This window comes from Psychromarinibacter sediminicola, assembly GCF_029168335.1.
Taxonomy (GTDB): domain Bacteria; phylum Pseudomonadota; class Alphaproteobacteria; order Rhodobacterales; family Rhodobacteraceae; genus Psychromarinibacter; species Psychromarinibacter sediminicola.
In genome coordinates, this window is sequence record NZ_JARGYC010000007.1 from 1 (window position 1) to 24,571 (window position 24,571).

At 67.3% G+C, this 24,571-nt stretch carries 27 protein-coding genes and 1 tRNA gene; 12 read left to right on the forward strand and 16 right to left on the reverse strand.

Going from position 1 to position 24,571, the window contains the following annotated elements:
- Window positions 1-358 precede the first annotated feature (358 nt).
- Complete coding sequence (locus P1J78_RS25430; RefSeq protein ID WP_374213157.1) at window positions 359-937, reverse strand: DUF4177 domain-containing protein; 579 nt, start codon at window positions 935-937, stop codon at window positions 359-361.
- Between the two features lie 252 nt (window positions 938-1,189).
- The gene (gene gatB, locus P1J78_RS04015) at window positions 1,190-2,701 is read right to left on the reverse strand and encodes an Asp-tRNA(Asn)/Glu-tRNA(Gln) amidotransferase subunit GatB (RefSeq protein WP_275566039.1); all 1,512 of its coding nucleotides are present in this window, start codon (window positions 2,699-2,701) and stop codon (window positions 1,190-1,192) included.
- Window positions 2,702-3,036: 335 nt separating this feature from the next.
- Here gatB and P1J78_RS04020 point away from each other — a divergent pair, with 335 nt between their 5' ends.
- Window positions 3,037-3,597 carry a hypothetical protein gene (locus tag P1J78_RS04020; RefSeq protein ID WP_275566040.1) on the forward strand — a complete coding sequence of 187 codons (561 nt, stop codon included), beginning with the start codon at window positions 3,037-3,039 and terminating at the stop codon, window positions 3,595-3,597.
- 208 nt (window positions 3,598-3,805) lie between these two features.
- A complete protein-coding gene (locus P1J78_RS04025; RefSeq protein ID WP_275566041.1) occupies window positions 3,806-5,005 on the forward strand; it encodes an aminopeptidase P family protein in 1,200 nt (399 codons plus the stop codon).
- A gap of 25 nt (window positions 5,006-5,030) precedes the next feature.
- On the opposite strand, the gene maiA is transcribed toward P1J78_RS04025, so the two are convergent.
- Window positions 5,031-5,675: a maleylacetoacetate isomerase gene (maiA, locus tag P1J78_RS04030; RefSeq protein ID WP_275566042.1), complete on the reverse strand. Its 645-nt coding sequence runs from the start codon at window positions 5,673-5,675 to the stop codon at window positions 5,031-5,033.
- Window positions 5,676-5,847: 172 nt separating this feature from the next.
- Here maiA and P1J78_RS04035 point away from each other — a divergent pair, with 172 nt between their 5' ends.
- On the forward strand, window positions 5,848-6,171 hold the full coding sequence (locus P1J78_RS04035) for a hypothetical protein (RefSeq protein WP_275566043.1): 324 nt from the start codon (window positions 5,848-5,850) through the stop codon (window positions 6,169-6,171).
- 166 nt (window positions 6,172-6,337) lie between these two features.
- On the forward strand, window positions 6,338-6,937 hold the full coding sequence (locus tag P1J78_RS04040; RefSeq protein WP_275566044.1) for a transglycosylase SLT domain-containing protein: 600 nt from the start codon (window positions 6,338-6,340) through the stop codon (window positions 6,935-6,937).
- A 59-nt stretch (window positions 6,938-6,996) separates the two neighbouring features.
- On the opposite strand, the gene pepN is transcribed toward P1J78_RS04040, so the two are convergent.
- Window positions 6,997-9,573 (reverse strand): aminopeptidase N, encoded by a 2,577-nt coding sequence (gene pepN, locus P1J78_RS04045; protein ID WP_275566045.1) that lies wholly within the window; start codon window positions 9,571-9,573, stop codon window positions 6,997-6,999.
- A 101-nt stretch (window positions 9,574-9,674) separates the two neighbouring features.
- On the opposite strand from pepN, the gene P1J78_RS04050 reads away from it, so the two are divergent.
- The 5 genes from P1J78_RS04050 (at window position 9,675) to P1J78_RS04070 (ending at window position 13,986) form a co-directional block, all read left to right on the forward strand.
- Window positions 9,675-9,872: a hypothetical protein gene (locus P1J78_RS04050; protein ID WP_275566046.1), complete on the forward strand. Its 198-nt coding sequence runs from the start codon at window positions 9,675-9,677 to the stop codon at window positions 9,870-9,872.
- A 157-nt stretch (window positions 9,873-10,029) separates the two neighbouring features.
- The gene (locus P1J78_RS04055; RefSeq protein WP_275566047.1) at window positions 10,030-12,177 is read left to right on the forward strand and encodes a malate synthase G; all 2,148 of its coding nucleotides are present in this window, start codon (window positions 10,030-10,032) and stop codon (window positions 12,175-12,177) included.
- Window positions 12,178-12,308: 131 nt separating this feature from the next.
- Window positions 12,309-12,737: a GlcG/HbpS family heme-binding protein gene (locus tag P1J78_RS04060; protein ID WP_275566048.1), complete on the forward strand. Its 429-nt coding sequence runs from the start codon at window positions 12,309-12,311 to the stop codon at window positions 12,735-12,737.
- Between the two features lie 156 nt (window positions 12,738-12,893).
- A complete protein-coding gene (locus P1J78_RS04065; protein ID WP_275566049.1) occupies window positions 12,894-13,670 on the forward strand; it encodes a gamma-glutamyl-gamma-aminobutyrate hydrolase family protein in 777 nt (258 codons plus the stop codon).
- A 124-nt stretch (window positions 13,671-13,794) separates the two neighbouring features.
- Complete coding sequence (locus tag P1J78_RS04070; RefSeq protein ID WP_275566050.1) at window positions 13,795-13,986, forward strand: DUF3329 domain-containing protein; 192 nt, start codon at window positions 13,795-13,797, stop codon at window positions 13,984-13,986.
- 6 nt (window positions 13,987-13,992) lie between these two features.
- On the opposite strand, the gene P1J78_RS04075 is transcribed toward P1J78_RS04070, so the two are convergent.
- The 8 genes from P1J78_RS04075 to P1J78_RS04110 all read right to left on the reverse strand — a co-directional run bounded on the left by P1J78_RS04075 (window position 13,993) and on the right by P1J78_RS04110 (window position 19,423).
- A complete protein-coding gene (locus P1J78_RS04075; RefSeq protein ID WP_275566051.1) occupies window positions 13,993-15,882 on the reverse strand; it encodes a bifunctional sugar phosphate isomerase/epimerase/4-hydroxyphenylpyruvate dioxygenase family protein in 1,890 nt (629 codons plus the stop codon).
- A 68-nt stretch (window positions 15,883-15,950) separates the two neighbouring features.
- The gene (locus tag P1J78_RS04080; protein ID WP_275566052.1) at window positions 15,951-16,829 is read right to left on the reverse strand and encodes a shikimate dehydrogenase; all 879 of its coding nucleotides are present in this window, start codon (window positions 16,827-16,829) and stop codon (window positions 15,951-15,953) included.
- Window positions 16,830-16,942: 113 nt separating this feature from the next.
- Window positions 16,943-17,016, reverse strand: a tRNA-Cys gene (locus P1J78_RS04085).
- 88 nt (window positions 17,017-17,104) lie between these two features.
- Window positions 17,105-18,097 carry a tyrosine-type recombinase/integrase gene (locus tag P1J78_RS04090; protein ID WP_275566053.1) on the reverse strand — a complete coding sequence of 331 codons (993 nt, stop codon included), beginning with the start codon at window positions 18,095-18,097 and terminating at the stop codon, window positions 17,105-17,107.
- Window positions 18,091-18,297, reverse strand: a complete 207-nt coding sequence (locus tag P1J78_RS04095; protein ID WP_275566054.1) for a hypothetical protein — start codon at window positions 18,295-18,297, stop codon at window positions 18,091-18,093. Before P1J78_RS04095 ends, P1J78_RS04090 begins: the two co-directional genes overlap by 7 nt.
- A gap of 1 nt (window position 18,298) precedes the next feature.
- Window positions 18,299-18,850: a hypothetical protein gene (locus P1J78_RS04100; RefSeq protein ID WP_275566055.1), complete on the reverse strand. Its 552-nt coding sequence runs from the start codon at window positions 18,848-18,850 to the stop codon at window positions 18,299-18,301.
- Between the two features lie 82 nt (window positions 18,851-18,932).
- Window positions 18,933-19,190: a hypothetical protein gene (locus tag P1J78_RS04105; protein WP_275566056.1), complete on the reverse strand. Its 258-nt coding sequence runs from the start codon at window positions 19,188-19,190 to the stop codon at window positions 18,933-18,935.
- On the reverse strand, window positions 19,187-19,423 hold the full coding sequence (locus P1J78_RS04110) for a hypothetical protein (RefSeq protein ID WP_275566057.1): 237 nt from the start codon (window positions 19,421-19,423) through the stop codon (window positions 19,187-19,189). Before P1J78_RS04110 ends, P1J78_RS04105 begins: the two co-directional genes overlap by 4 nt.
- 81 nt (window positions 19,424-19,504) lie before the next feature.
- On the opposite strand from P1J78_RS04110, the gene P1J78_RS04115 reads away from it, so the two are divergent.
- From P1J78_RS04115 to P1J78_RS04125, 3 genes are all read left to right on the forward strand, one after another.
- Window positions 19,505-19,741 (forward strand): helix-turn-helix domain-containing protein, encoded by a 237-nt coding sequence (locus tag P1J78_RS04115; protein ID WP_275566058.1) that lies wholly within the window; start codon window positions 19,505-19,507, stop codon window positions 19,739-19,741.
- Window positions 19,738-19,980, forward strand: a complete 243-nt coding sequence (locus P1J78_RS04120) for a hypothetical protein (RefSeq protein WP_275566059.1) — start codon at window positions 19,738-19,740, stop codon at window positions 19,978-19,980. The genes P1J78_RS04115 and P1J78_RS04120 overlap by 4 nt, the downstream gene beginning before the upstream one ends.
- Window positions 19,981-20,294: 314 nt before the next feature.
- On the forward strand, window positions 20,295-20,717 hold the full coding sequence (locus P1J78_RS04125) for a hypothetical protein (RefSeq protein ID WP_275566060.1): 423 nt from the start codon (window positions 20,295-20,297) through the stop codon (window positions 20,715-20,717).
- Here the strand turns inward: P1J78_RS04125 and P1J78_RS04130 are convergent.
- The 4 genes from P1J78_RS04130 to P1J78_RS04145 form a co-directional block, all read right to left on the reverse strand.
- Window positions 20,682-20,933 (reverse strand): hypothetical protein, encoded by a 252-nt coding sequence (locus tag P1J78_RS04130; protein WP_275566061.1) that lies wholly within the window; start codon window positions 20,931-20,933, stop codon window positions 20,682-20,684. The genes P1J78_RS04125 and P1J78_RS04130 overlap by 36 nt on opposite strands.
- Window positions 20,934-21,054: 121 nt before the next feature.
- A complete protein-coding gene (locus tag P1J78_RS04135; protein ID WP_275566062.1) occupies window positions 21,055-22,818 on the reverse strand; it encodes a hypothetical protein in 1,764 nt (587 codons plus the stop codon).
- Entirely contained in the window at window positions 22,818-23,237 is a 420-nt protein-coding gene (locus P1J78_RS04140; RefSeq protein WP_275566063.1) for a hypothetical protein, read from the reverse strand. Before P1J78_RS04140 ends, P1J78_RS04135 begins: the two co-directional genes overlap by 1 nt.
- A gap of 154 nt (window positions 23,238-23,391) precedes the next feature.
- Window positions 23,392-24,570, reverse strand: a complete 1,179-nt coding sequence (locus P1J78_RS04145) for a phage major capsid protein (protein WP_309568091.1) — start codon at window positions 24,568-24,570, stop codon at window positions 23,392-23,394.
- Window position 24,571 lies beyond the last annotated feature (1 nt).

Below are 24,571 nucleotides of genomic sequence, written 5' to 3' on the forward strand. Positions count from 1 at the left end.
TTCTTCGGTTCTTCGGTTCTTCGGTTCTTCGGTTCTTCGGTTCTTCGGTTCTTCGGTTCTTCGGTTCTTCGGTTCTTCGGTTCTTCGGTTCTTCGCGTGGTACTCTACATAGGGCTATGTAGAGATACTGTCAAGGGCGGCATTCCCAGCGAACAAGCGTAGGATGGGTGCTCGCACCCATCACCCTGGCCGGCAAGCGTAGGGTGCGTGCTCCGCACGCACCAAACCTCACAAATCATCCCAAATGGTGCATGACACCACGCCCCCGCCGTCTCGTCCCGGCGATCCGACATCCCCGGCCCGCCCCGTAGGGTGGGCAATCTGCCCACCGCCCCGGACCGGGCGCAGGCCCGGCCGCTCAGCGCCCGAACAGCCCCGGGGCCTTCTTGCCGTTCGGCTCGGGATGCCGCGCCGCGCCGAGCCGGGGCGTGCGGCCCTCCTGCGTGCGCGAGGTGAAGCTGACCGGCTCCTCCTCCTCCGCCGGGGCGTGGCTGGCCGAGCGGAAGGCCGGCAGCGACACCGGCTCGTCCCCGGCCGGCTCCGGCGCCGCGTCGGCCGGCGGGGCGGCGCGGAACGGCACCGGCTCGGGCGGGCGCACCGGCTCCGGCGCGGCCGTCTCCACCGGCTCCGGCGCGGGGGCGGGCGCGGGCGGCTCGGCCACGTGGGCCGCGGCGATGGCGTCGGCCGTGGGGGCCTCGGCCGCCTCCGTCGCCCGGCGGAACACCAGCATGTTCTGGAACACGGTCGTCCGCCCGGTCAGCCCCGAGCGCTCCTCGCAGGGCAGGGTATCGGTGCGCTGGTACTCCCAGCCGTCGGCGCCGTACCGGTTCATCAGCGTGGCCAGCTCGTGCGCGAACCGCGCCTCCGTCCCCTTGACGCCCTTCACCTTCCCGGCCTTCTTCGGCGCGGGCACGACCTTGTATTCATAGCGCGGCATCAACGGCCCCCTCGGATTCGACGCGCTCGACCGTAGCAAACCGCCCCCGAAAGGGGAAGCGCAAGGCTGCCCCCCGGGGCGGGTCTCCGCCGGCGCCGGCCCGGCCCCGTTGGCGCCGGCCCGCCTCCGGGGCAGGGGGCGGCGCGCTGCGGCCTCCGGCCGGGACGGTCAATTCGGCCCGGACACACCCCGGACAGTTACCGCTACCGATAACGAAATCAACGGGTTGGCCCCCCGTCCAACCTCGGACGCTTACAGGCCGAGCTTTGTCTGGACGATCTCGTTGACCGCCTTCGGGTTGGCCTTGCCCCCCGTCGCCTTCATCACCTGGCCCACGAACCAGCCGGCGAGCTTGGGGTTGGCCTGGGCCTTCTCCACCTGCGCCGGGTTGGCCGCGATCACCTCGTCGACGGCGGCCTCGATGGCGCCGGTATCGGTGACCTGCTTCAGCCCCTCCGTCTCGACGATCTCGGCCGGGTCACGGCCCGAGGTATAGGCGATCTCGAAGACCTCCTTGGCGATCTTGCCCGAGATCGCGTCGGCCTGGATCAGCTCGATGATCTGGCCCAGCTGGGCCGCCGAGATCGGGCTCTCGGCGATCGAGTGATCCTCCTTCTTGAGCCGGCCGAAGAGCTCGTTGATGACCCAGTTCGCCGCCAGCTTGCCGTCGCGGCCCCGGGCCACCTCCTCGAAGAAGGCGGCGTTCTCCACCTCCGCCGTCAGGACCGAGGCGTCATATTCGGTCATCCCGTAATCGGCCACGAAGCGGGCCTTCTTCTGGTCGGGCAGCTCGGGCAGGGCGCCGGCGATGTCGTCGACCCAGTCCTGCTCGATCTCCAGCGGCAGGAGGTCGGGGTCGGGGAAGTAGCGGTAGTCGTGCGCCTCTTCCTTCGAGCGCATCGACCGGGTCTCGCCGCGGTCGGGGTCGTAGAGCCGGGTCTCCTGGTCGACGGTGCCGCCGCCCTCCAGGATCTGGATCTGCCGCCGCGCCTCGTAGTCGATGGCCGCCTGGATGAAGCGCATCGAGTTCATGTTCTTGATCTCGCAGCGGGTGCCCAGGACCGAATGATCGCCGGTCTCCTGGTAGCGCTCGTAATCGCCCGGCCGGCAGACCGAGACGTTGACGTCGGCCCTCAGGTTGCCGTTCTGCATGTTTCCGTCGCAGGTGCCGAGGTAGCGCATGATCTGCCGCAGCTTGCCGACATAGGCGGCGGCCTCTTCGGGGCCGCGGATGTCGGGGCGGGACACGATCTCCATCAGGGCGACGCCGGTGCGGTTGAGGTCCACGAAGGTCACGTTGGGGTCCATGTCGTGGATCGACTTGCCGGCATCCTGCTCCATGTGGATGCGCTCGATCCGGACGCGGCGAGCGATGCCCGGGCCCATGTCGACCAGCACCTCGCCCTCGCCGACGAGGGGGTGGTAGAGCTGTGAAATCTGGTAGCCCTGCGGCAGGTCGGGGTAGAAGTAGTTCTTCCGGTCGAAGGCCGAGGTCAGGTTGATCTTCGCCTTCAGGCCGAGGCCCGTCCGGACCGCCTGGGCCACGCAGACCTCGTTGATGACGGGCAGCATGCCGGGCATCGCCGCGTCGACGAAGGCGACGTTGGAGTTCGGCTCGGCCCCGAACTGGGTCGAGGCGCCGGAGAAGAGCTTGGCCTTGGAGGCGACCTGGGCGTGGACCTCCAGCCCGATCACGAGCTCCCAGTCGTGCTTGGCGCCGGGGATGACCTTGGGTTTCGGAGGCTCATAGGTGAGGTCGAGCATGGCGTCTGTCCCGCTGCTTGGATCGGGGTCGTTCTAGGCGAGCGGGCGGGGCGGGGCAAGCGGGTTGCTGGCCGGCCGGACTCCGGGTGTCCGAGGTTGGACGGGGTGGTAAGGTGTTGGTTTTGTTGGCGGTAGCGGTAACAGGCTTGTAGGGTGCGTGATTTCACGCACCGCTGTTGTTTCCGTCGCGACGCTTGCCGTCGTGGTGCGTTTTCCCGCGAAAGGTGCGTGCAAGCACACACCCTACGCCTGGATCCGCACGACGCGACAGACTCGGGCTTGGCGGGGGCGAGCGGAGGGGGCAGGCTGAACCGGACGACAGGCGGAGGGTGCGGATGGGACGGCGATGGTTGGTATGGGGGATGGGGCTGGTCCTGGCGGGGTGCGTGTTCACGGAGCGGCCGGTGCTGGACGAGAGTAACAGCGTGACCATTGAAAACTCCCCGGCGGTGCAGGCCTTTCTGGCGGCGGCCGACGGGTATAGCTGGGGGCCGGACGGGGCCCAGCCGGGGCCGGGGGGTGCGACGCTGTTCTCGGTGACCGACGGCCGGGCGCCCGACGCGATCCGGGTGCGCGAGACCGAGGGCGGCATCGTGCTGGTGCAGGAGACCGCCGCGGGCTGCGGGCTGCCGATGTGTACCGCCTATTACGGGGTGCGGGTGGGGCCCGACGGGACACCGCAGCTGTGCCTGTTCGACGCAAGCGGGCCGTGGGAGGCGGTCGTGGCGCGCGCGGCGCCCTTCGGCGTGACACTGGTGAAACAGGAGGAGACCGAGGGACTCATAGACGTGCCGCCGGTGGTGACGGTGGCGGGGGCGCCCGGCGATATCGCGGCGTTCCTGCTGGCGCATACGGATGAGGAGTTCATGCGGTGCCGGACTCCGCCGGAGCGGTGAGGCCCGGCATGGCGGCCGGAGCCCCCTTCCCCTTGAATGGGCCGCCCGTTTGCGGAATAGAACGGGGCACGGGGCGGGCGATGGCGTCGCCGACGCGGCTTTCGCGTGGCCCCGTTCATCCATCCTGAACGCCGGGATCTTGCTTTTCCGCTGCCGCGGCGAAGGGAGAGGACCGCGCCGCGCCGCACAGACGAGGAGGACCGTTCCGATGGATCGTCCAGACTACTACCGGTTCCACCAGGGCGCGCGCGTCCTGCCGTTCGATGCCGCCGAGTACGACGCCCGCCTGGCCGGCCTACGCGCGCGCATGGCCGAGGCCGGGGTGGAAGCCTGTGTCTTCACCTCGATGCATAGCGTGGCCTATTACTCGGGCTTTCTCTACTGCGCCTTCGGCCGGCCCTATGCGCTGGTGGTGACGCCCGACGACAGCGTCACGATCAGCGCCGGGATCGACGCGGCGCAGCCCTGGCGGCGCTGTCACGGCGACAACATCACCTATACCGACTGGCGGCGGGACAACTTCTGGCGCGCGATCCTGTCGGTGACGGGGCCGGGCCGCGCCATCGGTTACGAGGCCGACCACCTGCCGGTGGCGCAGAAGGCGCTGCTGGAGGCGTTCCTGTCGCCCGCGGCGGTGACCGACATCGCGCCGGCGGCGATGCGGCAGCGGATGCACAAGTCCGCCGCCGAGATCGCGCTGATCCGGCAGGGCGCGGCGGTGGCCGACATAGGGGGCTGCGCCATCCGCGAGGCGATCCGGCCCGGCCTCCGCGAGATCGACGTGGCGATGGCCGGCCGCGACGCGATGGAGCTGGAGATCGCCCGGCGCTTTCCCGAGGCCGAGTACCGCGACACCTGGGTCTGGTTCCAGTCCGGCCCGAACACCGACGGCGCCCACAACCCGGTGACCGCGCGGGTGCTGGAGCGCGGCGATATCCTGAGCCTCAACGCCTTTCCGATGATCTCGGGCTATTACACGGCGCTGGAGCGGACGATGTTCGTGGGCGAGGTCGACGAAGCCTCGCGGGCGATCTGGGAGGCGAACGTGGCGGCGCACGACTACGGCATGCGCCTGCTGAAACCCGGCGCGCGCTGTTCGGAGGTGACCGAGAAGATCAACGCCTTCCTCGCCGCGCGCGACCTGCTGCAGTACCGGACCTTCGGCTATGGCCACTCCTTCGGCGTGCTCAGCCACTATTACGGCCGCGAGGCGGGGCTGGAGCTGCGCGAGGATGTCGACACGGTGCTGGAACCGGGCATGGTGATCTCGATGGAGCCGATGCTGACCATCCCCGAGGGGCAGCCGGGCGCAGGCGGCTACCGCGAGCACGACATCCTGGTGATCACCGAGGACGGCAACGAGGACATCACCGGCTTCCCCTACGGGCCGGGGGCCAACGTGGTCTGACCCGGCACGGCGCCGGGCGCGGCGGTCAGGTCGCGTCCGGCTGTTCCGGCGGCGCGGCCTTGCGGAACGGCTCCAATTCGTCCAGCGCGGCGAAGATGCGCTCGATCGTGGGGTAGGGGGAGCTGTCCACCTTGAAGCGGCGGTTGTTCCAGATCTGGGCGTAGAGGCAGCAGTCGGCGAGGCCGGGCGTGTCGCCGTGGCAGTAGCGCCCGGTCTCGGGGCTGTCCGCCAGCAGGGCCTCCAGCGGGCGAAAGGTCTGGTGAACCCAGTGGTTGAACCAGGCGGCCTTGCCCTGGTCGTCCTGGTCGAACTGCGTGGCGAGGTATTGCAGGACGCGCAGGTTGTTCAGCGGATGCACCTCGCAGGCGATCATGTAGGCCAGCGCGCGGACCCGGGCGCGGCCCCTGGCGTCGGCGGGCAGCAGCGGCGGGTCGGGATATTCCTCTTCGAGATACTCGATGATGGCGAGCGACTGGGACAGGGCGGTGCCGTCGTCGAGCTCCAGCACCGGGACCAGGCCGGCCGGACTCCTTGCCAGGAAATCGGGCGTCTGCGTCTCTTTCTTGAGCAGGGCATAGGCCTTGTAGTCGTAGTCCAGCCCCTTGAGATTCAGCGCCGCGCGCAGCCGCGTCGACGTCGAGGAGCGGAAATAATTGTGCAACGTCAGCATGGTGGCACCTCCTGGGGGCGGAGTGTCGCGCGGCGCGGCGGCGATGGCAACGCGAAAGGCGGGGGTTGGCGGCGACCGGTTCGGGACCTAGGTGGCGTGAGGTCGATCAAAAGGGGCGGCCGCGCCTGCCGGTGGCGGGGCGGACCGGCCGGTCAACACGGAGGTACGTGAGATGAAGCGGATGATGGCCGTTCTGTGCATGGGTGTGGCGCTGCCGGCGGCGGCGCAGGAGAGCGACGGCGTGGTCGCGATGTGCCTGGCGCAGGGCGAAAGCGAAGAGGTCTGCGGCTGCGTGTCCGAGACGCTGATGGACGAGATGGACGACAGCTATGGCGAGTTCGAGGCATTCGGCGCCGCCTATGCCATGAAGGTCGAGGACGAGGGCATGGGCCCGGTGACGGCCTGGGGCGCGGCGCTGGACGAGGTCGGCATGGGCCGGGTGCAGGCGAACCCGATGGGCGACGCCTATCGCAGCGCGGTGGCCTCCTGCGAGTAGTGTCGGGCGCCGCGGGCGCCTGCCATATCTTGTGGACGAGCCCGTAAGCTGCCGGGACGAATGGGGGATTCCCGCCGATGCCGGGCGCGCGGGCTGGACGGTCCGCGCGGAATTTGGCACGGGATTGTCGGCCGGCACGGGCCGGTGCTGCTGAAGAACCTGGGACATGCTGAAATCCGCTTTCTGGGCCGCGGTCGTCGCCGCGGCATTCTCTGCGGCGGGGTGCGCGAGCAAGCCCGCCCCCGACACCGCGCAGGTGCCGCCGATGCGCTGGGACTTCCGGCCGGAGGCGCGCGAGTGGACCCTGTCCACGATGAACGCGCTGGAGACGCATGGCGCGGTGCTGCCGACGCTGACGCCGTCCGACATCGACGAATGGTGCCCGGCCTATCGCACCGCGCCGGTCGACCAGCGCAAGGCGTTCTGGGCGGGGCTGTTCTCGGCGCTGGCCAAGCACGAGAGCCGCTGGACGCCGGACGCCTCGGGCGGCGGCGGGCGCTGGCTGGGCCTGTTGCAGATCGCGCCGGCGACGGCGCGGGGCGTGGGCTGCCGGGCGCAGACGGCGGCGGCGCTGTTCGATGGGTCGGCCAACCTGTCCTGCGGGGTGCGGCTGGCGGCGCACGAGATGCCGCGGAAGAACCGGATCCTGGGCGGGCCGGGCCGCTGGGGCGGCGTGGCGCAGCACTGGGCGCCGTTCCGCTACCCGGACAAGGTGGCCGACATGCGCAACTGGCTGCGGGCGCAGCCGTATTGCGCCGCGAAGTAGCCGGGGCGCGCCCGACGCGGCCGCCGCCGCCCTGACCGGGACGCGGGCCGGCGCGGCGTTCAGTCGTCGCCGAGGATGCGGCCCACCATCTCGGTCGTGTCGCGCGACAGTTCGGGCGTGCGGGCGATCCGCCGCAGCGCGTCGCGCATCAGGTCCTGCCGGTCGGCGTCGTAGCGGCGCCAGGTCTCGAACATCGTGGTCATCCGCGCCGTGGTCTGCGGGTTCACCGGGTCGAGCCGGATCAGCCAGTCGGCCACCAGCTCGTAGGAGGCGCCCGAGGGGTCGTGGAAGCCGGCCGCGTTCATCGCCAGCGCGCCGATCACCGAGCGGAAGCGGTTGGGGTTCTTCCAGTCGAAATCCTTGTGCCGGGTCAGCGCCTGCGCGGTCTCGGCGGCCCGGTGCGGCGCGGCGTGGCTGGTCTGCAGGGCGAACCACTTGTCGATGACCAGCCGGTCGTGTTCCCACTGCCGGTAGAAGCGGCCGACCTCTTCCTGGCCGGCGCCGATGGTCAAGAGCGCGCCGAGCGCGCCCAACTGCTCGGTCATGTTGTCGGCGTCGCGGTACTGCTTGGCCGCCGCCTTGCCGTGATCCAGCCGCGACAGAAGCCCCAGCGCTGTCTGGCGCAGGGCGCGGCAGCCGGCGGCGCGGGCGTCGGGCGCGTAGGGGCCGGGGATGTTCATCGCCTCGTAGAGATCCGGCAGGATTGCCGAGAGATGCTCGGCCATGGCGAGCATCAGCTTCTCGCGCGCGGCGTGGATCGCCAGCGGGTCGGGCGTGACGCCCGCGTCGAACAGCGTCTGGGCCATGTCGTCCTCGGACGGCAGCCGCAGGGCGAGGGCGCGGAACGCCGGGTCGAGCCCGTCGTCGCGCGCCACCCGCTCCAGCGCGTCCAGATAGGCGGGCCCGGGCGCGGCGTTGTCGGTGACCATGCGCGCCAGCACGTCCTTGGCCAGCGCGCGGCCCGCCTCCCACTTGTTGAACGGGTCGGTGTCGTGGGCCAGCAGGAAGGCGCGTTCCTCGGTCGAGGTGGTCCGCTCCAGGATCACCGGGGCGGAGAAATCGCGCAGGATCGACGGCACCGGCCGGGCGGCGAGGTTCTCGAAGGTAAAGCTCTGCTCCGCCTCGGTCATCTCCAGCACCGTGGTCGGCACCACCTCGTCGCCATTGGGGTTCAGCAGGCCCACGGCGATCGGAATGACCTGCGGCGCCTTTGCGGGCTGGCCGGGCGTGGGCGGCGTTTCCTGTTTGATGTGAAGCGTGTAGCACCCGTCCTTGAAGTCTTCGGTGACGTGCAGGCGCGGCGTGCCCGCCTGGGTGTACCAGCGCCCGAACTGGGTCAGGTCGCGGTCGGTGGCGTCCTCGAACACCTTCAGCCAGTCCTCGATGGTGGCGGCGTCGCCGTCATGGCGGCGGAAGTAGAGGTCGAGCGCCCTGGCATAGCCCGCGTCGCCGACGAGGCGCTTGAGCATGCCGATCACCTCGGCGCCCTTCTCGTAGACCGTCGCGGTGTAGAAGTTGTTGATTTCTATGTAGGAGGACGGCCGGACAGGGTGCGCCAGCGGGCCGTTATCCTCGCGGAACTGGCGGGCGCGCAGCGCCAGCACGTCGCCGATGCGCTTCACCGGGGCCGAGCGCATGTCGGAGGAGAACTGCTGATCGCGGAACACGGTCAGCCCCTCCTTCAGGCAAAGCTGGAACCAGTCGCGGCAGGTGATGCGGTTGCCCGTCCAGTTGTGGAAATACTCGTGGGCGATGATGCCCTCGACGTTCTCGTAGTCGCCGTCGGTCGCCGTGTCGGGCGAGGCGAGAACGTATTTGGAGTTGAAAATGTTCAACCCCTTGTTCTCCATCGCGCCCATATTGAAGTCGTCGACGGCCACGATGTTGAAAATGGCCAAGTCGTATTCGCGGCCGTAGACGTCCTCGTCCCATTTCATCGAGCGTTTCAGGGCGTCGAGCGCATAGTCGCATTTGCCCTCGTCGCCGGGGCGGACATAGATGCCGAGTTCCACCTCGCGGCCCGACTTCGTGGTGAAGCGGTCCTTCACCGCGCGCAGATCGCCGGCGACCAGCGCGAAGAGATAGGCGGGCTTGGGCCAGGGGTCGGACCACTCGGCAAACCCGTCGCCCGCCGCGCCGCGATTGCCGTTCGACAAAAGCACCGGCTGGTCGGATTCGATGCGCACGTCGAACGGCGCCATCACGTCGGGGCGGTCGGGGTAGTAGGTGATCTTGCGGAAGCCCTCGGCCTCGCATTGGGTGCAGTACATGCCGTTCGACATGTAGAGACCTTCCAGCGCGGTGTTGCCGGCGGGGTCGATCTCCACCTCGGCCTCCCACAGGAAGGGGCCGTCGGGCAGGCGGTCGGCCGGAATCGTCAGGCCGGTTTCGCTGTGCGCACAGACGCCGTCCTCCAGCGCCGTGCCGGCCACGGCGGCGCGGATCAGCCTGAGCTTCTCGCCGTCGAGGCGCAGCGGCTGTCCGGGCGCGGCGGCGGGGTTGGGGCGGAATTCGATCCGCGACAGGACGCGGGTCGCCGCGGGATCGAGCCGGAAGACGAGCGAGACGCGGTCCACGAGATAGGCGGGCGGCGTGTAGTCGGAGAGGAAGACCGCCTGCGGCGCGCTGTCTTTCATGAAGCTATCCCGGATAAGTAATTGGAACTCGTCGCTCCTGCGGGACGTTAGGCCGCTAAAGGGCGGTGTTCAATGCCCGCCCGAAGGGAAAGGAGCAACGCATGTCCGCGCCGAATACGAATATGGAGCGTCAGAAACGCCACCACTGGGCCCCGCTGGCCGGGATCGCCCTGGTGATCCTGTTCGCCGTGGCGATGGGGGCCTATTACCTGGGCTACCTCGCCGCCGAGGGCAACGACCCCGGCGAGCCGGCCGCGCATATCGACGGCCGGACCGGAGAGGTCGAGCCGGTGGAATAGCATCGTCCCACATTGTGGATCGCGGCAGGCCGCTCCCGAGGGGGCGGCTTTTGTCGTCGGCGCAGCATTCTGCGGCGGATCCGGTTGTCGTTGCGGCCGGTAATGCCTATGCAGGCCCGGGCGCCGGCAGCGGCGATGACGAAAACAAGGGGATCGCATGGGACGGGTTACACGGGCCGGGCTGGATGTTGACCGGGAATTGGCGGAGTTCATCGAGGGCCGCGCGATTCCGGGAACGGGCGTCGAGGTGGATGCATTCTGGGCCGGGCTGTCGCAGCTGATCCACGAATTGGGCCCGCGCAACCGCGAGCTTCTGGACGTGCGCCAGGCGCTGCAGGCGAAGCTCGATTCCTGGTTTGCCGAGCGGAAGGGCGCGCTGCCCGACACCGCCGAGCAGGAGGCCTATCTGCGCGAGATCGGCTATCTCGTCGACGCGGGGCCGGATTTCGAGATCGCCACCACGAATACCGACCCCGAGATCGCGGCGCTGCCGGGGCCGCAGCTCGTGGTGCCGGTCACCAACGCGCGCTATGCGCTGAACGCGGCGAATGCGCGCTGGGGGTCGCTCTACGATGCGCTCTACGGCACGGACGCGCTGGGCGCGGCGCCGCAGGGCGGCGGCTACGATCCCGAGCGCGGCGCGCAGGTGATCGCCTGGGCCAAGGCGCATCTGGACAAGGTGGTGCCGCTGGCGGGCGGCTCCTGGGCCGACGTGTCCGGGCTGAGCGTGCGCGACGGCGTGCTGTTCGTGGCCGCCGAGGGCGGCGAGACCGGGCTGGCCGACCCGGCGCAGTTCGCCGGCCACCGGGAAGAGCCGCGGCTTTTCCTGTTGAAGGCCAACGGTCTGCATATCGAGATCGACGTGAACCCGGGAACTCCGGTCGGCCAGCAGGACCCGGCGGGGATCGCCGACATCCACGTGGAATCGGCGGTCTCGGCGATCATGGACTGCGAGGATTCGGTGGCCTGCGTCGACGGCGAGGACAAGACGCTGGCCTATTCCAACTGGCTGGGCCTGATGAAGGGCGACCTGACCGAGGAGGTCGAGAAGGGCGGCCGCAGCTTCACCCGGCACCTGGCCGGCGACCGGCACTATACCGCGCCGGACGGCAGCGAGCTGGTGCTGAAGGGCCGGGCGCTGATGCTGGTGCGCAATGTCGGTCATCTGATGACCAACCCGGCGATCCTGGACCGCGACGGGGCCGAGGCGTTCGAGGGGCTGATGGATGCGGCGGTCACGACGCTGATCGCGATGCACGATCTGGCTAAGGGCGGCGGGCCGCGCAACTCGGTAGCCGGCTCGGTCTATGTGGTCAAGCCGAAGATGCACGGGCCCGACGAGGTTGCCTTCGCGGACGAGATTTTCACCCGTGTCGAGAAGATGCTGGGGCTGCCGCAATACACCGTGAAGCTGGGGATCATGGACGAGGAGCGCCGGACCAGCGTCAACCTCAAGGAATGCATCCGCGCGGCGCGGCACCGGGTGGCGTTCATCAACACCGGGTTCCTGGACCGCACCGGCGACGAGATCCACACGGCGATGGAAGCGGGCCCGATGATCCGCAAGGGCGCGATGAAGAACGCGGCCTGGATCGCGGCCTACGAGGATCGCAACGTCGATATCGGGCTGGCCTGCGGGCTGAAGGGCCGCGCCCAGATCGGCAAGGGGATGTGGGCCATGCCCGACCTGATGGCCGACATGCTGGCGGCGAAGATCGGGCATCCGCAGGCGGGCGCGACCTGTGCCTGGGTGCCGTCGCCCACCGCGGCGACGCTGCACGCGACGCATTATCATGCGGTCGACGTCTTCGCCCGCCAGGACGAGATCGCGGCCGGCGGGGCGCGCGGGACGCTGGCGGACCTGCTGACGGTGCCGGTGATGGCGGGCGAGACCCTGTCCGACGACGACATCGCCGCCGAGATCGAGAACAACGCGCAGGGCATCCTGGGCTACGTGGTGCGCTGGATCGACCAGGGCGTGGGCTGTTCCAAGGTGCCCGACATCCACGATGTCGGGCTGATGGAGGACCGCGCGACCTGCCGGATCTCCAGCCAGGCGCTGGCCAACTGGCTGCATCACGGGGTGGTCAGCCGCGAGCGGGTGATGGACGCGCTGAAGAAGATGGCCGCCGTGGTCGACCGGCAGAACGCGGGCGACCCCGCGTACCGGCCGATGGCGCCGAAATTCGACGGGATCGCCTTCCAGGCGGCCTGCGACCTGGTGTTCAAGGGCGTGGACCAGCCGTCGGGCTATACCGAGCCGGTGCTGCACCAGCGGCGGCTGCAGCTGAAGGCGGCGGAGTGAGGCAAAATCTTCCAGAAGATTTTGAAGGCGCAGGATTTTCTAGAAAATCCTGAGGGGCACGATCTTCTAGAAGATCGTGTCGGGTCCGGTCGGGGACCGGAGCCGTGGAGAGGCGAGGACAGGAGGCCGGGATGGCAAACATAAGCCTGCGCAAGGCGCGCACGATCATTCGCAAGACGCTCGAAAAGGGCCGGGAGATGGAGCTGAAGCCGCTATCGGTGGTGGTGCTCGACACCGGCGGCCACGTGGTGGCCTTCGAGCGCGCCGACGGCGCCGCGCCGGGCCGCTTCGCGATCGCGCATGGCAAGGCCTACGGCGCCGTCATGCTGGGCATGGCAGGCCGCGCGCAGATGGCGCGGGCCGAGCAGCAGGCCTATTTCATGGCCGCCGTGAACGGCGTCTATGGCGGGCAGGTGGTGCCGGTGCCGGGCGGCATCCTGCTGCGCGACACGCGCGGCGCGCTGGTGGGCGCGATGGGCGTGACCGGCGATACCAGCGACAACGACGCCGAGGCCGGGCTGGCCGGGGCCGCCGCCGCCGGGCTGGAAGGCGAGGCCTGATATCTGCCGCCGCCGTGCCGGAGCGGCGGCGCGCCTGCCCGTTTCGCGGGCATGTGCCGTTCCGAAGGGGCGACTGTGCGGGCGCGCGACTCGACGCAAGCGGCGCGAGGCGCTAGATTCCGGGACGCGCGGAATGGAATGAGCAGGACCGGACCCATGGAACGCCCCATCGTCGGGATCATCGGAAACAGCCACCTGATCAACGACCGCTACCGGGTGCATGGCGGCGGCTATCACAACTCGCAGGCCGTCTCGAAAGTGGCCGGTTGCACGCCGGTGATCATCCCGGCCGATCCCGAGATCGTGGGGATCGAGGAGTTGATGAGCCATTTCGACGGCTTCCTGCTGACCGGCGGCCGCGCCAACGTGCATCCCGAGGAATACGGCCACGAGCCGACCGAGGCGCATGGCGCCTTCGACCGCGAGCGGGACCGCATCACGTTGCCGCTGATCCGGGCGCTGACCGAGCGGGGGCAGCCCTATTTCGGTGTCTGCCGCGGGTTCCAGGAGGTCAACGTGGCCTTCGGCGGCACGCTGCATCCCGAGATCCGCGAATTGCCGGGGCGGATGAACCACCGGATGCCGCCCGACGGGACCGAGGAGCAGATCTTCGAGCTGCGCCAGCGCGTCACCTTCACCGAGGGCGGGCCGTTCCACCGGCTGCTGGGCGACACCGAGGTGATGACCAACACGCTGCACGGGCAGGGGGTCGACCAGCCGGGCGCGCGGATCGTGATCGACGGCTGGGCCGACGACGGCACGCCGGAGGCGCTTTATGTCGACGGGGCGCCGGGCTTCACGCTGTCGGCGCAGTGGCATCCCGAATACAACGCCGCGCACGATCCCGTCAGCCGGGTGCTGTTCGGCGCCTTCGGCGACGCGGTCCGCGACTGGGCCGGCCGGCGCGGGCGGCCGCAGCTGAAGAGCGCCTGAGACGCGTGGTGAGCGTTTGCGACGCCGCCGTGTCCCGGGGCTGTCGGCGCGGCCCGGCGGTCATGGAGCCGGGCGCGGCCCGGCCTTGCGCATAGGCCCCGAGCAAGCCCCCCAAGCAGCCCACATGTTCGACCTGGATCACCCGTTCTTCCGCCCGCTCTGGATTCGCCTCGCCGTGGTGGTCCTGTGCTTCGGCTGGGCCGCGGTGGAGCTGTCGGGCGGCTATACCGGCTGGGCCATGCTGTTCGGCGGGCTCGGCGGCTATTCGGCCTGGCGCTTCTTCGTCACCTTCGACCCCCGCGACCCGGAGGAGTGAGGCCCTCTATTGCCGCGGCATTCCCGGCTGGCGCATGAAGCGGCGCTGCGCGGCGATGCGGAACGGGGCGTTCGGCGCGCCGTAGCCGGCATAGCCGCCCTTGCGCTGGACGATCTCGAAGAAGATGCCGTCGCCGAAGCTGCGCGAGTAGATCTGGAAGAAGGCGCCCTCGGCATCCTCGTCGTAGAGGATGTTGTGCGCCCGCAGCCGGTCGACGAAGGCGTCGTCGAGGCCGAGGCGGGCGGCGAGGTCGTCGTAGTAGTTCTCGGGCATCGGCAGCGCCTGGAACCCGCCGGCCGCCAGCGCCTCGGCGGTGGCGAAGATGTCGTCGGTGGCGAGGGCCACGTGCTGCACCGAAGAGCCGAAGCTGTCGGCGATGAAGCGGCCGGCGAAGGTGCGGTGGGTGTCGGCCCCGTTCAGCGTGACGCGCAGCGCGCCGTCGGGCGACTCGATGGCCTGGCTGCGCACCAGCCCGCCGGGATCGACCACGTCGACGGTGGCGAGCTTGTGCGTGTCGAACAGCGAGAGGTAGAACAGCGACCAGGTCAGCATCTCTTCGTAGTTCATCGTCTGGGCGATATGGTCGATCCGGGTCAGGCCGGCGCCGCGGGCGCCGTCGTCGCCGACCGGCTCGAACTCGATCTCCCAGACCTGGGCAAGGTCGCTCTGCCGGTCGATGAAGTGCAGAAGGCCGCTGCCGACGCCGCGGATCGCGGGGATGTCCAGTTCGCCCGGCCCGACCGGCTGGTGGAACGGCGTGGCGCCGAGCGCCTCGGCGCGCGCGACGGTGGCCGTAGCGCTGTCCACCGTCAGGCCGATATCGCAGACGTTCAGCCCGTGCGCGATATGCGAGGTATGCGCGAAGCCTTCGGGATCGGTGTTCAGCACGATCCGGATGTCGCCCTGGCGCCAGACCGCGACCTGCTTGGAGATATGCTGCCCGGCCTTCTGGAACCCCAGCGCGGTCAGCAGCCTGCCGAGGTCCTCCGCCTCGGCCTCGCTGGCGGCGAATTCGACGAAGGATACCCCTTCGGCGCGGATGCGCGGCGGGATCTCGGGGACGGCGATGGCGATGTCCGGCTCGGCGCGCTTGACCTGGTCCATCAGGTAGACGAGCGAGCGGTGGCCGTCGAGCGCGATGGCCCGGGGCGAGCCGCCGCGGAACTGGTCGTTGAACACCTCCAGGCTGATCGGCCCGTCATAGCCGGTGGCGGCGACGGCGCGCATGAAGCCGGTGACGTCCAGGTCGCCCTCGCCGGGCATGTTGCGGAAGTGGCGCGACCAGTAGAGCAGGTCCATCTCGATCATCGGCGCATCGGCGAGCTGGACGAAGAAGACGCGGTCGCCCGGGATCGCGCGGATCGAGTCGGGGTCGATGCCGCGGCCCAGCGTGTGGAAGCTGTCGAGGATCAGCCCGATGTTGGGGTGGTCGGCGCGGCGCACCACCTCCCAGGCGTCGCGGTGGTCGTTGACATGGCTGCCCCAGGCCAGCGCCTCGTAGCCCACCCGCAGCGCGCGGGCGGCGGCGCGGTCGCCCAGCTCGGCGAAATCCTCGGCCATCCGGTCGATGCCGCCCAGCGCCTTGGGATGGACCGAGGAGCAGACCAGCACCAGGTCCGTGCCCAGCTCCTGCATCAGGTCGAACTTGCGCTCCATCCGGTCGAAGGCGCGAGCGCGCTCGGGCTCGGGCAGGCCCTCGAAGTCGCGGAACGGCTGGAACAGCGAGATCTCCAGCCCGTGGTCGCGCACCATGGCGCCCACTTCGCGCGGGGACGCGTCGAAGGTGATGAAATCCTGCTCGAAAATCTCGATCCCGTCGAAGCCGGCGGCGGCGATGGCGGCGAGCTTTTCCCGCAGGTCCCCGGCGATGCAGACGGTGGCGATGGCGGTCTTCATTGCGTACCTTTCCTTGGCCGGCCCGCGCTCGGTGCGGCGGGCCGGCGGGGCCGTTCCTGGATACGATCCTAGCTAAAGGAGTCGAACGCGTCCTGCATCCGCTGAATGTCCGGCGCGCGGCCGGTGAACAGCTCGAAGGCGCGGACCGCCTGGAACAGCGCCATGCCTGAGCCGGGCAGCACCGCGCAGCCCAGCGCGCGGGCGGTGGCCAGAAGCTCGGTCTCCAGCGGGAAGTAGACGATGTCGGCGACCCAGTGGTCGGGGCGCAGAAGCGCGGCCGGCAGCGGCAGGCCGGGATGCTTCGCCATGCCCACGGGGCTTGCATTGACGATGCCGTCCGCCTCGTGCGCGGCGGTGGCCACCTCCGTCGCGGGCACGGCGCGGCCCGGGCCGTGATGCGCGGCGAGGCTTTCGGCCAGGTTCCGGGCGGTGTTTTCGTCGACGTCGCGGATCAGCAGCCGCTCGACGCCTTCGTCGAGCAGCGCGTGCGCCACGGCGCCCCCCGCGCCGCCGGCGCCCAGCAGCAGCACGCAGCGCCGGGCGGCGCCGGGCAGCCCGCGCCGCAGGCTCTCGCGAAAGCCCCAGTGATCGGTGTTCTCGCCGATCCGGCGGCCGCCGCGGAACTGCACGGTGTTGACGGCGCCGACCTTGCGGGCGGCGTCCGACAGCTCGTCCATCAGCGGCAGCACGGCGCGCTTGTAGGGGTGGGTCACGTTCAGCCCGTCGAAGCCTTCGGCCTGCAGCAGGTCCAGTATCTCGCCGGTGTCCTGCGGCAGGTCGCGCGCCTGCGCGTCGATCAGGCGGTAGTCGTAGGAGATCCCGGCCGCCTCCGCCGCGGCCATATGCATGCGCGGCGTGCGCGAGGCGCCGATTCCATGGCCGAGCAGGCCGATGGTGATCGGGCCGCCGGCGGTCGCGGCCGGCCGGACGGGCGATGGCTGGGCCACGGCCGGGCTCCTTCCCCTGGGCTGGTTCGGGTTCTGGCGCGAAAGGTGTTCCGAACGGTCGGGCCTGTCAACGCCGCGGCGGGCGATCGGCGCGACGGACCGAACGGGATGATTGGAGGCGAGTACCGGAATCGAACCGGTGTACACGGATTTGCAATCCGCTGCGTAACCACTCCGCCAACTCGCCAGAGTGTTGCATTCCTTAGGTTTCGTGCTCGCTGCCGTCAAGCGGTTATCACTCCGGTTATCAGGTTTCTGTTCTGTGCCTGTTCCGTTCACTGCCGCTTCTCCCAGGCTTGCCGTGCGCGCATCATCTGCCGCGCCTCTCCGGCGTACTTTCGGATCATCTCCTTGGAGCTGTGGCCGCTGTAGGAGGCGATCTCATCGTCGTCGCAGCCCGCCCAAGCGAGCTCCATGACGCCGCGGTAGCGCAGCGCGTGGAGGTCATAGGCCATGAGGTCGAGACGCTTGCGCTCCCGCGCCATGACGCGCGACATGTATCGGTAATCCATCGGGGAGCCGTCCGGCCGGGTCAGGATCGTGAGCCCGTTCTTGGATGCCGAGTCGAGCGCGGTTTTCAGCTCGGCCGTACAGGGCAGCCACAGCGACTTGTCGGACTTGCCCTGGACGATCCGCAGGCTCTCGCCGTCGTAGTCGTTCCAGCGAAACAGGGTCCAGTCGCTCGGTCGCTGGACGCTGCCGACTCCGATCTCGAAGATCAGCCGGGGCAGGGGGCTCGCCTCTGCGCGCCACTTCTTCACCGCCCAGTCCGGCCACGGGATATGAGGCTGTGCGCGATCCTGCGGCACGCTCAGGCGCCGAACGCCCTTGGCGGGGTTGTCCTTCATCCAGCCGAGGTCGATGGCGTGCTCGAACAACACAGACATGACCTGCGGCACGTAGTTGGCGAAGCGGGTCCGGTGCCGGTTGGCCTCCATCGCGGCAATCACGTCCTTGCGGATCGTGCGGGTCGCGTCCCGGTTGCCGTTCTTCTCTTCGATGTAGATCAGCACCTTCTCATAGTCGCCGCGCGTCCTCACCTTGAGGCGCGTCCAGCGGTCGGATCTGCGGTAGGAGGCGATCAGCGCACTCCAGGAGGTTTTGCACTCCACCGCGCGGCCGGTGAGGATATCCCAGTACTGGCGATCGAACTCGGAGCTGGGGTAGGGCGCCGTGATGCGGCCGAGGTATTTCCCGCCCTTTCGGACATAGACGAAGCCCGGCTTGGTCTCGATCAGGTATTTCTTGCCGCCCCAACGGTTCACCATGTCATGCCCCCGCCTTCCATCGCGTCGCCGCGGGCGATGCGCTGCAGCTCTTCCACGTCCCACCGCTCAAGCCCGCCGAGGTCGCGCGGACCGGGCAGGTGCCCCGCATCCACCAGCCGACGAAACTCGTCCCGCTTCATGCAGAACAGCTCCGCAGCGGTCTTGTCGTCGGCAAAGAGGGGGGCGGGGCGGGTGGTCATGTCAGCTGCTTGACCCCACGCGATATACTTCATCCAGGACTGCAGATGGATCCAGGCCCAAGCGTGTGCACACCTTGTTGAAGACCTTGGAAACATTCACAGCGATGAATGCCGAAGGATCGCCAGTACCGCCGACATTAACGGCGCTTAGAGGGATTTTCCCGTCCGTGATCGCGACTATTTTTGCTTGTTCGCCAAAGATCAGCATAAACGTTTCACCGTGCTGGTGGTGATACGGCATGGCGATTTTCCGGTCGGGTTCTGCCGGGTCGTCCCATTCCGCGTAGCCGGCCGGCCCTTCACCGAAATGCGCAAACTCTCTGGCCGCCGAGAATGCCTCCTGCGGTGTCGCGATTCCGAGACGCAGTACGGCAGCCGCCACGGCAAACTCCATCAGGTTCTCCCAGGAAAACAGCCTCGCGCGTCCTTTTCCGCCGCCGCCGCTGTGGCCAACGATCAACCCACGCGCCGCCCAGTTCTGAACCGACTTGTGGGTGAGATCGGTCGCGTCTGCGACTTGCTGCGATGTAAATTGCCGCGTGGTGAGCTGCATGTGCGCCTCGCCGTTTTTTATCTCATGGTAAGATATCGCGGCGGCGAGGCGCTTGCAATACAAATCTCACCGAAAGATATTGCTAGCTTCGCGGCTTCGCCCAAAGACCCCGCTTGGCGTCGCGCTCCAGCCCCTCTGTGCCGCTGAGCACCACTTCCATGAGCATCGCGGCCACTTCAAGCGTACGTTCGATTGCGCCGGCGCGCTGATCAGCGTTCACGGATCCATCCATGGGGTCCAGCGCTAGCCGGGCGCATAGAATCAGCCCGTCCACGTCGTAGGCGACCGCGTTCGCCACGTCTCGGCAGTCAGCCTTTACGATGTCGTCCAGCCGTCTCATTCCACCACCTCCGGAAAGTTCACGCTGTCGAGTTCGATGTTGAGGCTGTGCGCCATCTCGGTTGCGACGCCGATCAGCACGGTCTTGCCGCCGGCGCAGGCGGACTCGTTGTCCAGGAAGTCGATGGCCTCCATGATCCCGAACAGCTTCATGGATGTGTTCTGCGCTCTGTTCAGGCGCTCCTTGAGCGAAGACATAGCGGGGCCGTTCCCGCAAACGGGGTCTTTGGTCATTGTCAGGGTCTCCTGATTGGGGTATCAACAGTATATGTTGATAGAGGAACGACGCGGCCCGCGTCAACAGAAAATGTTGATATGACACCAGCACAATGTCGGGCGGCACGCGCGCTCATCGGAATGACACAGCCTGATCTAGCCAAAGCGGCCGAATTCGGTCTGTCCACCATCGTGGACTTCGAAAGGGAAAGGCGGGTGGTTTCTACCGTCGCGCAAGTCAGAATGCGCGAAGCCCTCGAATCCGCCGGCGTCGAGTTCATCGAAGAGAATGGTGGCGGAGCGGGGGTCAGGTTGAGAAAGGAGACCACAGAATGAAGGTCAAACTCATTGAAAGAGGTTCGAGTGATCAGGGCGGGATCGCGGATCTTGAAACCAAGCATCTGCCCTCAGTGGGGGACGAGATTTCCCTCGATTTTGGCGCCGGTCACTCGTCGCACTACGTGGTTACGAAGCGCATATTCCGGGCCTACGCAGAGAAGGGTGACATCGGAACCGCTTTCATTGAGGTGGAGAGGCGACAGGACAGTCCGCACTCGTGGATGGACAATTTGTAGTCTGCTCCTCTTCCCAACATGCCCGGTTGATTTGGAGGTGTCCGCCGCGAACTGCTTGTTTCCGCGACCAGTCGGTAAAGTGGCGCAACTTGCGCCACTTTTTTTCGTGCACGGGAGGTTTCGGGACAAATTGACCCGAAACCCAAAGGGGGGGCGACCAGCCAAGCGCGGCAAAATCGAGTGGTTCAAGTTGAGCCACCCGAAATTGGGTACAAGAAGCCGCCGCAGCCTCCGGAGGTGGCCGAAAGACTCCAAAGCTTCCATTTTGTGGATGTGAAAATTTGACACCCCACGCCGGTTCCCTGATCAAAGCCATGGAGATCAACCCACCCCCTCCGGCTCGGCTGCAAACCGACCTGCTGGTCCCGGTCAACGTCCTTCAAGCGATCCAGGAATGTCCCTGTATCGAGGATCGTTCCCCGGATAATTTCGCGGGCTTCGTCGCAGACCTTGTCGGCTCGGGAGACAGCGCGGTTGATGGTGGTCTTGTTGACGCCAGTTGTCTTCGCCGTATCGCTCGAAAATTCTTTTGGTCGACCTCGCGAACGATTTTCGGTGCAAGTTGCACCACTATTCCGCGCCTCCCACAGTTCCTTGCGCTTGGCAAAGTGAAAGAGGATGGCGCCCGTCCGAAAGTCCAGACGCGGACGGATGCGGCCCGCGAAGCGGGGCCAAGTAGAAAGCTGGCCCCGCTCGAAAACTCACTTATTGGAGCCGGTCCAACCGCCTTCTTGTAGCGCTTGTCCATATGGTTGGTTATCTTTTACGGCATCACTCTGCGCTGGGCCGAACCCGCCTTTCTCCCGGTCTCCGCCTGCAGAGTTTCGCGTGGCGCGTTCTACGCCGATTGGCGCAGCGTTTTCGTTTGGCTGGCCGGCACCATTGTAGGCGACAGCAAATCCGGAGCCGGCCAGGAAAACGGCGACTGAGGTCGCGGTTAGCATGATCTTCATGAGATTCTCCTCCACAAACAAAGCTGCCCGAAGGATAATCCGAATTCCGCCTGCCTCTAGGTCACTTTCGCTCATAAATGTCGTTATATCAAGCCTTTGCTCACAACCCTCTTCCCGAGCGCTAGACCAAGCGGATAATGGAGCCGTCTTCCTGCGCCTCATTGAGCAAGCTGATAAGGTCTATCATCTCCTGCCGCGTTGGACGCTGGTTCCCAATGCTTACGTTGTAGACCGTGCGCGGCGACGTGGGTTGAGCCGCCGCAGCGCCGGAACCTACACCACCGCCGCCACCGCCTGCGGCCTGACCACCGCCGCCACCGATGCTCTGGCTGGAAATGGAGCTGATCAGAGCGCCTGTGCGAGCCAGGGACGCCGCTGTGAAGGCCGCAGCGAGCGGCGGGCCGCCCTTGTCCATACCCTTGGCCCATGCCGCCACGGCGGCGCTGTAGCCGTTCACCACCGCCTCCGCGATGGCCGCCGCCTTCCCGATCTCGAACAGCCTTTTGTTCTCGGTCTGCATCAGGGATGCCAAGTCACCGAACATCCCCGCCAGGTCCTGCAACATCGCAGCGCGGCGCTTTCTCTCCAGCGCCATCATCTTCTCCTGGTGCTCGGCATGGATGCGGCGCTCGGTTTCGTTGAACTCTTCTTCCGTCGCGAGCTTGGCGTTGCGGAACTCCTCCAACTGCTCAAGCTGGCGCTCGTAATTCTCCTGGATGATCTCCTGTTCCGTCGCGAAGTTCTCGCGCAGGCGCTCGAAATCTTCCTCGGTCGGACCGCTACGCCCTCCGCCGCCTTTCCTGCCTGTCGACGGCGGCTTGTTCCCCGTTCCGGGATTGCCCGGTGTCGTAATGCCGGGGATCGGTTCTGCTTCTTCACCGTAGGACCGAACGTTGCCGTTCTCGTCTACATAGAACAGACCGGTATTGCTCGGGTCGCCCTCGCCCGGCCTTGTCTGAACCTCTTCGGGATAATCGCCACCATCCTTTGCCGATGACGTGTCCTTAACGTCCAGACCCATCAGAATTCGCAGCGCCCGATTTGCTGCCCCGGCGGCTGAGGCAACGTCACCAAGAAAGGTGACAAGATCGGTCAGAGCCGGGATCGCGGTATCCGCCACCCACGTCGCGAGCGTGCCGATCTCATCTCCAAGGTCGGACAGAGCCGTGATGACCGACGTTTCGATGGTGCGCCGCGCGTCGTCCAGCGTCTCGTCTAGCTCGCGCGCCTTCCGGATCGTCTCCCGATCCAGAATCCGGCCAGTCTCCTGTGCCTCGTCGCCAAGCTCGCGCATGGCCTGGCCGTTGTTGCGCAGCAGCGGTAGAAGCGCCGTGGCGTCGTTGGCCAGCGCCTCCATATAGAAGGTCATTTGCGCCTGACTGGCACCGGCCTTTTCCAGACTATCGACGTAGAGCTGAAGCGCTTCCGGCCCGGACAGGCGCGCGAACTCATCCGCCGTCACGCCGACCAGAGGCGCGATGTTCTCGAAGAAGTCGGCCATCGGGCCGCCGCCCGTGGCGACAAAATCCCCGATCCGGTCGTTAACGTCCTTGAGAATGTCCGAAAGCTTTTGCTGGTCTATCCCGACCGTGCGCGTGGCTTCGGCCATGCGCTGGAACTCGGTGGTTCCAACCCCCGCAATATTTGCGAGGTTGTCGACCTCCACAGCTGTTTGCGCCGCGCGGCCCGCAAGCGCCACAGTCCCCGCCGTAATGGCGGTGATGGCAGCCGTAACCTTGGTGGCGCTGCGGGCGAAATTCGCCATTGCACGGCTGGAATCTCGCTCGAAACCTCGAACGGATCGCGATCCCTGCCGCATTCCGCGCTGAAGGGGGCTAATGTCAGCCCCGACCGATACCGCGATATCGCCCACAACCTGCGCCATTATTCAGTCTCCCACGGCCTCAACTGCGCCGGCCGGCGCTTCTTGTTTCCTCGGTGATTGGTCAGCGCCTGCTGCGTGATGCGCATCTTGGTGGCCAGGCTGGCAATCGCTCGACCCTCGCGGTCCTGCATCCGGTAGAGCCGGTCCAGCGTGTCCAGATCCAAAGGGTCTTCCGCCTCCGCTGCGTCGATCAACTGCGCCGCGCGGCGGGCAGTGACGATGTGACGGACGTACTGCACCAGCAGCGGCAGGTTGTCGGCCGAGAACCAATCGGCCGGAAGCGCGTCCACGATCCCGGCCCAGATGGACTTCTGTTCCGGCGTCAGCTCGTCGGGCGCGGCGGGGCGCTTTACGCGCTCAACGCTATCCAACTTGACCACTTCAACCGATGATGCGGATTTCCTGCCGCGTTGTTCCATCAATCCTGATCCTTACGATTTAGCGAAAACGGGCTCCCGCCGCCGGTTCCCCTCATCGGTCGCTAGAGACTGCACCACCCCCTCCGGGTGGGCGTGGCCGCCGAGCATGGCAGAGACCCGGCGACCACAAATCACGCGAAGGCAGGGCGCGCGATTAGGTGCTGACCTTCAGCAACTTGATTGCGTTCGGGTCGTAGACGCAGCCACCGATCCGGCGAGCGAAGTAGAACTTCACGAATCCGGGTGCTGTCACGTCGTCGCGAACCATGCGCATTCCGACACGTTCGGCGATTAGGTAGCCGCGTTGCCAGTTCCCGAACGCAATCGGCGTGTTGCCGTTCGAGACCGCCGGCATGTCATTCGCCTCGACCACCGGGAACCCGAGCAGGCTGGCGGGCTGGTCACCAAAACCGTCGCGCCAAAGGTAGTTGCCCTCGCCGTCCTTCAGCTTCCGGACACTCGCAATCGTGTTGCTGGCCATCATCCACGCCACGCCGGGGCCGGTGCGGTATGAGGGCGAAAGTGCGTACAGCGTGTCGATCAGGCTATCGGGCGACAGGCCGCCCGATACGCCAGTAACCACGTGCTGCAACTCGGACGTCGAGCGCGTGTCGTCGTCATCGGTACTGGTCGTGTATTGCAGGAAACCGCGCGGCTTGCCGGCTACCGCATCGCCGTTCACGAAGGCCGCGCCTTCCTGGTAGGCGAACTCTGTCGCAACGTGGTCGGAAAGAAACCTCTCAACGTCGAAACTCGCATCGTCGATGACGTGCGCGCTGACTTTCGGATAGGCGTAGAGTTCCGCGCTCTTCGGCTCGATGGCAATAAGCTGCGGGCTGTCCGTGGTCGTACGGGTCGCCTCCTCAGTCACCCAGCCGGAGCCTTCGCCACGTACGGAAAGCAGAGCTCGGTAATCCTGAGTCTCGGTCTGGACTACACGCGCCACGCGACGCACCGGCGAGAGTTCCTTGACCTGGGTGGTGACGAACTGAGCGATTTGCAGCGGTACCGCATAACCACCGTCCGCGCCGGTAGAGGTGGACATTGCCCGGGTCTCGCCGCGCAGCATCGACCGGAACTCGTCAGCGGCAGCGCCCAGCCGGCCGCTGTGACCTCGCGGCGCCATACGTGCGTCCATCGCGGCCTCGGTTTCGCGGAGACGTTCAGCGCTCGCCACTCGCTCGCCCAGGCTCTCGGCCTCGCCCATGTGTTCCTCAAACTTCTTCTTTTCGTCGGCGGTCATGGACCGACCCTCCGTCTCGGCGGCCTCAACAAGTGCCTTCGCGAGTTCGACCTTTTCGGCGCGTGCCGCCCTTAGCGATCTCATATCCATC